This window comes from Streptomyces europaeiscabiei, from assembly GCF_001550375.1.
Taxonomy (GTDB): domain Bacteria; phylum Actinomycetota; class Actinomycetes; order Streptomycetales; family Streptomycetaceae; genus Streptomyces; species Streptomyces europaeiscabiei.
In genome coordinates, this window is record NZ_LRTR01000539.1 from 1 (window position 1) to 6025 (window position 6025).

At 70.9% G+C, this 6025-nt stretch carries 6 protein-coding genes; 3 read left to right on the plus strand and 3 right to left on the minus strand.

The genetic code is table 11. The annotated features are described in order from the left end of the window. Window positions 1-58: 58 nt before the first annotated feature. The 3 genes from AWZ10_RS52475 to AWZ10_RS26635 all read right to left on the minus strand — a co-directional run bounded on the left by AWZ10_RS52475 (window position 59) and on the right by AWZ10_RS26635 (window position 1587). On the minus strand, window positions 59-229 hold the full coding sequence (locus tag AWZ10_RS52475) for a hypothetical protein (RefSeq protein ID WP_162948811.1): 171 nt from the start codon (window positions 227-229) through the stop codon (window positions 59-61). A 252-nt stretch (window positions 230-481) separates the two neighbouring features. Further along, on the minus strand, window positions 482-715 hold the full coding sequence (locus AWZ10_RS26630) for a hypothetical protein (RefSeq protein ID WP_159058341.1): 234 nt from the start codon (window positions 713-715) through the stop codon (window positions 482-484). Window positions 716-927: 212 nt separating this feature from the next. Beyond that, window positions 928-1587, minus strand: a complete 660-nt coding sequence (locus AWZ10_RS26635; RefSeq protein ID WP_060892206.1) for a GAF and ANTAR domain-containing protein — start codon at window positions 1585-1587, stop codon at window positions 928-930. 438 nt (window positions 1588-2025) lie between these two features. Between AWZ10_RS26635 and AWZ10_RS26640 the strand changes: the two genes are divergently transcribed. The 3 genes from AWZ10_RS26640 (at window position 2026) to AWZ10_RS26650 (ending at window position 5863) form a co-directional block, all read left to right on the plus strand. Continuing rightward, window positions 2026-3183: an aromatic acid exporter family protein gene (locus tag AWZ10_RS26640; RefSeq protein ID WP_060892203.1), complete on the plus strand. Its 1158-nt coding sequence runs from the start codon at window positions 2026-2028 to the stop codon at window positions 3181-3183. Window positions 3184-3532: 349 nt separating this feature from the next. Next, on the plus strand, window positions 3533-4000 hold the full coding sequence (locus AWZ10_RS26645; RefSeq protein WP_060892204.1) for a hypothetical protein: 468 nt from the start codon (window positions 3533-3535) through the stop codon (window positions 3998-4000). Between the two features lie 78 nt (window positions 4001-4078). After that, entirely contained in the window at window positions 4079-5863 is a 1785-nt protein-coding gene (locus AWZ10_RS26650; protein WP_060892205.1) for a hypothetical protein, read from the plus strand. The last annotated feature ends 162 nt before the right edge of the window (window positions 5864-6025 follow it).

A 6025-nucleotide genomic window follows, 5' to 3' on the forward strand; every position in this document is an offset into this window, starting at 1 on the left:
GCCGAGGCCGGCTGTCCCGGCCGGCCCCTTCGCAGCGGCCTGCCCGCGGATCGAGCGGTCAGTCGTCACCCCTGACGATGTGCGCATCCGCCTCGGCCTCCGCCGTGCGGGGGCCGAGGCCGTCCGTGAGGGCGGGAAGACACATACGCACACGCTCCCCGCTCCGGCGCCGGGACTTGGCCCAGCCGCTCTCGCGCACGACGAGTTTCCCGACGGTGTGCGTGCTCACGACATCTCCTCTTTCCGGACCCGAGCCGCTTCACCGACGGCTTCCGTAACAGCTTCTTCGGCTCCTTCGTATGCGCCCACCGGGTTCCCAGCGACCGAGGGTGTAAACGGTGGTGACAGACGGCTGCTCCAGCAGCCGCGGCACCGCCTTGGGGCGGTGGTCCGCCCGTCCTCCGTGCCGTCGGTCGGACCATCGTCCCGGGTGTCGTCGCTGACGTCGGCGACGGCGACGTGTAGTTGCTGACCAGGGCCTTCACCGCGTCTCCGGGCGCCGGTCAGCGGTCTGTGAGCCATGCGGGCAGCCGGTCGGCACGGCCGACCCGGCGGACATGAGCGTGCCCACGGACATGAGCGTGCCCACGGACATGAGCGTGCCCACGGACATGAGCGTGCCCACGGACATGAGCGTGCCCACGGACATGAGCGTGCCCACGGACATGAGCGTGCCCACGGACATGAGCGTGCCCACGGACATGAGCCTGCCCACGGACATGAGCCTGCCGAAGGGCATGAGCGTGCCGACGGACGACGCGTCGCGGCCAGGTGCCGGGCTTGTGAGGTGTGGGGAGCCGAGGCCGGGGGACTTGGTGTGTAGGCCGGGTTCGACGGCGTTCCCCTGGGGGTCGGCCCTGCCAGGCTTCTCTGGTTCTGACTACGTGCCGGAGGAGCCGTCCCTCGACGGTCCGTACCCCGGCATCGTCACAGAACGCCCCGCTCGCAGATCCGGCGGGCGACCTCACGGAGCTTGATGTTGTGCTCCTGCGAGTGGCGGCGCAGCACGTCGAAAGCCTTCTCCTCGCTGAGGTGGTGGCTGCCCATGAGGATGCCCATGGCCTCGCCGATCGCATGTCGGGTGGCGACGGCCTGCTCCATCTGGGCGTGCGTGCGGGCGCTGGAGAAGGCGACCGCCGCGTGCGAGGCCAGCAGCCAGCCGGCCAGCTCGCTGACCTCGGTGAACGCGCCGGGAGCCCGGGAGTAGAGATTCAGGGCGCCGAGGTCCTCCTCCTCGGTGAACAGCAGGAACCCCATCATGCTGCCCACGCCGAGACGGCGGGACTGCGGGGCGTAGGCCGGCCAGCGCGGCTCCTCGCGGGACAGGTCGGGGATGCGGAACACCCTCTCTCCCAGCGAGCTGCGGGCGGCGTCGAAGCACGGTCCTTCCCGCAGCCGTTCCTGCAGTCGGTCGCTGGCGACCACCAGCTGGTCGGTGGGGGCCAGCGACTCCACCGTCGTGCCGTGCAGCACGAGAATGCCGGCCGCGTCGCAGCCCTCCACAAGCTCGGTGGCCGAGGCGGTGATCCGCTCCAGTGTGGAGGCCACCGAATGCTGTGCCAGGAGATCCCGGGCCATCGACGCCATCTGCTGTGCGAACCGATCCCAGTCCACACCGTCCTCCGCTTCGTCCACGACCGGAAAGTCCTCATCCGGATAGTCCGCGTCCTGACCGTCCTCGTCCGGAAATTTCTCGTGCCAGCCTTGCACGCGAGCCCTGCGATGAGGCGACTCTGACAGCCGCTTTCACAGGCCGTGGCCGATTCCCGCGCCGCTGTCGCGCAGCGGGGAGCCCTTCGCCGAGGGGAAGAGGGCATCGGATGCCGACGAATCCGCCGGTCACGCGATGACCTCGCCACGGGGCGCGTGGCCACCACGGCGGCGGCCGAGCCCCGCTTCTTCGGCGGACCGAGGGGCCGTTCCATCGTGACGTCGGGATCGTCCATGGTGGCATCGATGTCCGTCCGCCACAGGAAGTCGCCGTCGGTGGGTACGTGACGCCGCTGCCGTGGCACTTGGTGTGGCATGGAGTGGACGGGCAGGGCGGGACGGGAGGTCCGGCGGCGCGGTGCGGCCGCCGTACAGACGCTGCGGTGGGCGTGGGCCGGGCCGGGCCGTGAACGGGATCTGGTGGTGCAGGCCGGCAAGGCGGCGCTGGCCGCCTGGGTGGCGTGGGCGGTCGCGGGCTGGTGGCTCGCGGCCCCGATGGCGTTCGTGGCGCCGTGGGTGGCGGTGGTCCTGGTGGAGTCGACGGTGTACCGGTCGTTCGCGCACGGGCTGCAGCAGCTCGGGGCGATCGCGGTGGGCACGGTGGTGGCCACAGGAGTGGCGCTGGTGCTGGACACCACGATGGTCACGATGGCCCTGGTCCTGCCTACGGTGCTGCTGCTGGGCCAGTGGCAGCGGCTGGGCAGTCAGGGCGTCTACGCCGCCACCGGCGCGCTGTTCGTGCTGACCGGCGGCGAGGTCACCGTCGCCGCGTCGGCCGCCCGCATCGCGGAGGCGGTCTTCGGCGCGGTGGTGGGCGTCGCGGTCAACGCGCTGATCCGGCCCCCGGTGTATCTGCGCGACACCCGCGCCGCGTTGCGGGACGCCGCCCGCGAGGCCGAGGAGATCCTGGACTCGGTGGCGGACGGGCTGGCCACCGGCGAGTGGGACGGACACCGGGCGGGGGAGTGGCACGAACGCGCGCTGCGGCTTGGCCGCCTGGTCGACCAGGCGCGGGCGGCGATCGGCTGGAGCCGGGAGAGCATGCGCGTCAACCCGCGGGGCCGCCGCAGGCACGCCGTCGCCCCGCCCGGCGAGGCGTACGCCGACGCGCTGGCCGTGCTCGACCATGTCGCCGTCCACACCGCGGGCGTGACCCGGACGGTGTGGGAGACCGCGGACGGCGACGGGAAGGCGGCCCGGCCCTCCGCGGTGATCGCCCAGCCCTACGCGGACTTCCTGCGCCGCACCGCACGCGCTGTTCAGCTGTACGACCGGACACGTTTCGCCCCGAGCGATCATGACGACTCCGCCGCGGAAGAGCTTCGCGAGGCCGTCGGGGAACTCCACCGCACGCTCGACGAGTTCCGGCGACGGCTGCCGGACGCCGTCGCCGACGACCCCGACGCGCTGGCCACCTACGGCACGCTACTGGCCCAGGCCCATCGGCTGGCCGATCAGCTCGTCCAGGACTGACGCCCCAGGTACTCGCACCGACCTCCCAGGCACTCGGCAATGAGCCACGAGAAGAGCGAGCCGACAGCCCCGATGGTCGGGCGGCCCACCAGGTCACCGAATCGTCGCCGACCCGGACACGGCCCTCACCCCTCTCCACGCGTACACCGTGGAACGCGGCGTGCGCGTCCTGCCGGATCACCGCACCGGGGCGGAGCCCGGTTGTTATCCGGCACTTATCCGGGTAGTAAACGGTCATTGTCGATAGATGTCGCTCAACTTAGGCGCCGCTGATGGGGCGTCAATACCCTTCGGATACCGCGCGTCACCGACGAGACGCATGGCGGTCCATGTTCGGCAGGGGGCATTCATGGGATCCGTTGAGCGGCCTCGCCGCATCGTCGTGCCTCCGGGCACATCCGTCGAACCCGATCGCCTACGGATCGCCGCGCCACAGGCGCCCGGACCCGTCGGCACGCGGCAACTGTTCGCCACCCGGACGCAGGAACTCCTGGGACGGCTGCGCCGGTTGGACGCAGCGGTGGACGACACCGCCGTGCAGGACATCGCCTCCTGGCTGCACGAGCAGTACGCCGGCCGGGGAGCGCCGGTACCCGTGGGCTTCGTCGCGCAGTGCCTGCTCGGCTCCCCCTACGTGGACCACCGGCTCGGCCTCGACGGGCGCATTCTGGGGCACTGCGCGGCCCATGACGTGATGCCGCCGCCGTTCGACGCCGCCCGCATGCTGGCCCGCTCGGGCGCGTACGCGTTCGTCGAGGTCTACGCGGACGGGCTGGTCCTGCCCGTGCTGCCCGACGGCAGTGTCGTCAGGCCCTGAGACGGCGAACCGCGCTCCACGACAGACACGGCACTGACGGCACCGCACGGCATGGCACGGAACGGAACGGAGACCCGCGTGAGCGAGATCAACCTCGGCCCGATCATCAGCAGCATCGACAATCTGGAGCGCCAGTTGCAACGCTCCGTCCGCTCGCTCGGCGGTCAGATCGAGCAGGTGGACGGTGAGGTCCGCGAGGTCAGAGCCGTACAGGCGCAGACAAAGGACCGTCTGGAACTGCTCTACGACAGATTCCTGGAGTTCGTCGGGAGGACCGAACGCATCGCCTCCGCCCAGCGCGCGGAGACCCGTATCGTCCGGATCAACGACGAGGTCGAGCACAAGTACGGGCACCACAAGGTGGTCCGCCGTACCGCGACCGGCATCCTCCAGGCGTTCGACACCGGCCTCGTCCAGGAGGAGACGGTCCGGCAGGTCAGTGAAGAGCTGATGATCCAGACGCCGCGCTACTGGCTGGCCCCCGCCCTCGTCGGGCTGGCGGCCTGGGCGGGTGACGACGAGTCCCTGTGCGCGCGGGCGGTGGAGGAGGCCTTCCGGCGCTCGACGTCGAAGACGTCCCTCTTCTTCGCTCTGATCCTCCGCCGACAGGGACGGCAGGAGGCCTCCGTACGCTGGTTGCGGCACTATCTGGAGGGTCAGGACCCGCGCGTGCTCGGCCGCGAGTTCCAGGTCATCCTGGAGTGCGTCTCCCAGGGCGCCTTCGGACCCCAGGGACGTCAACTGCTCGGCCGGACCCTGGAGGAGTGGCGCCAGCGCCTGCTGGACGACGACGCCGTACGCGCGGCCCAGGCCGGGCGCTGGCGTCAGGAGATCGACTCCATGCGTGCCCCGTCCGCCACCGCCGACTTCCCGCGCCTGGCCGACGTGAGCCCGCAGTGGCCGGTACTGGACGACGTCCTCGCCCGCGCCCGCGCGCACGAAGCGCTGCTGGACCGGTTCCGCACCCTCATGGAGAGCGAGATCCTCCCGGCCCACAACCTGGAGGACACCGTCGACGACATCCTCGACAACCTGGTCCGCAACTCGGACGAGGAAGAACTCCCCCTGCAGCGCGAACTGCTGCTCAACCAGGCCATCGTGCGCCACGAGGGGGACGAGGAGGCCGCGCGGAAGGAAGCGGACATGCGGTCCGAGGCGCTGGACGAGACACGCAACTACCTGAGTGTGCAGTCGGTCGCGGCCCTCGACCCCACGGCCGTGGGCGCCTCGCCCGCGGCACAACGGCTGGCCGTCGCGTCGTGCCAGGAGTGGTTCGCACAGGCGCACGCCGGGTTCAGCCGCGACTACCGGGCCGCCATGCCCCCCAGGATCGAGATCTCCCTGCGCAACACCTACGGCGTCAGCCACGGGGACCAGCGCTTCAAGCTCACGACCTGGACCAAGCCGCTCACCGACGACCTGCCGGGCCTGGAGGCGTCGCTGACCCGCCACTGGAACAGCTACGTCGAGATGTACGTCAAGTCCCTCGCCTACGACTACCGGTCGCCACTCGCCCTCCTCGGTGCCACGGTCACCGCGATCCTCATCATCTTCCTCGGGGTCGACGTCGGGTTCGCCTTTCTCGCGGCCATCGCCGTCGGAGGGATCTGGGGCGTCGTCCTCCACAACCGCGCCGAAGCGGGCCGCACCGCACAGGAACAGGCCCGCGAACTGCTCGGACGCCACAAGGAGGAGGCCATCAACCGGCTCAGGGGTGCCCACGCCGAACTCACCGACTGGCAACAGCAGTACTGGGCGGCCGACTTCGTCGAGGCGGAGGCCCGCAACTTCATCGCGTCCCTGAACACCGCCACGCACGCACCCTCCCCCTTTGAGGGCCGCGTCGTCGGCGCCGGCGACTGAGACGACCGAGACAACCGAGACGACCGAGAGGAACCGACCATGAGCGACGATCTCCCCTTCGCGCCGGACTCGACGCCTCCCTGGCTCAGACCCGAGATCCCGGAGCACCTGCGGCCGCTCGCTGCGCCTCCCAGGCCGGCCCGGCCGCCCGCCGTACCCGAC

Bases quoted from the DNA above. Each gene is read 5' to 3' on its own strand.
- AWZ10_RS26635 (WP_060892206.1), bottom strand. From the start codon at position 1,587: ATGGCGTCGATGGCCCGGGATCTCCTGGCACAGCATTCGGTGGCCTCC.
- AWZ10_RS26640 (WP_060892203.1), top strand. From the start codon at position 2,026: ATGGAGTGGACGGGCAGGGCGGGACGGGAGGTCCGGCGGCGCGGTGCG.
- AWZ10_RS26645 (WP_060892204.1), top strand. From the start codon at position 3,533: ATGGGATCCGTTGAGCGGCCTCGCCGCATCGTCGTGCCTCCGGGCACA.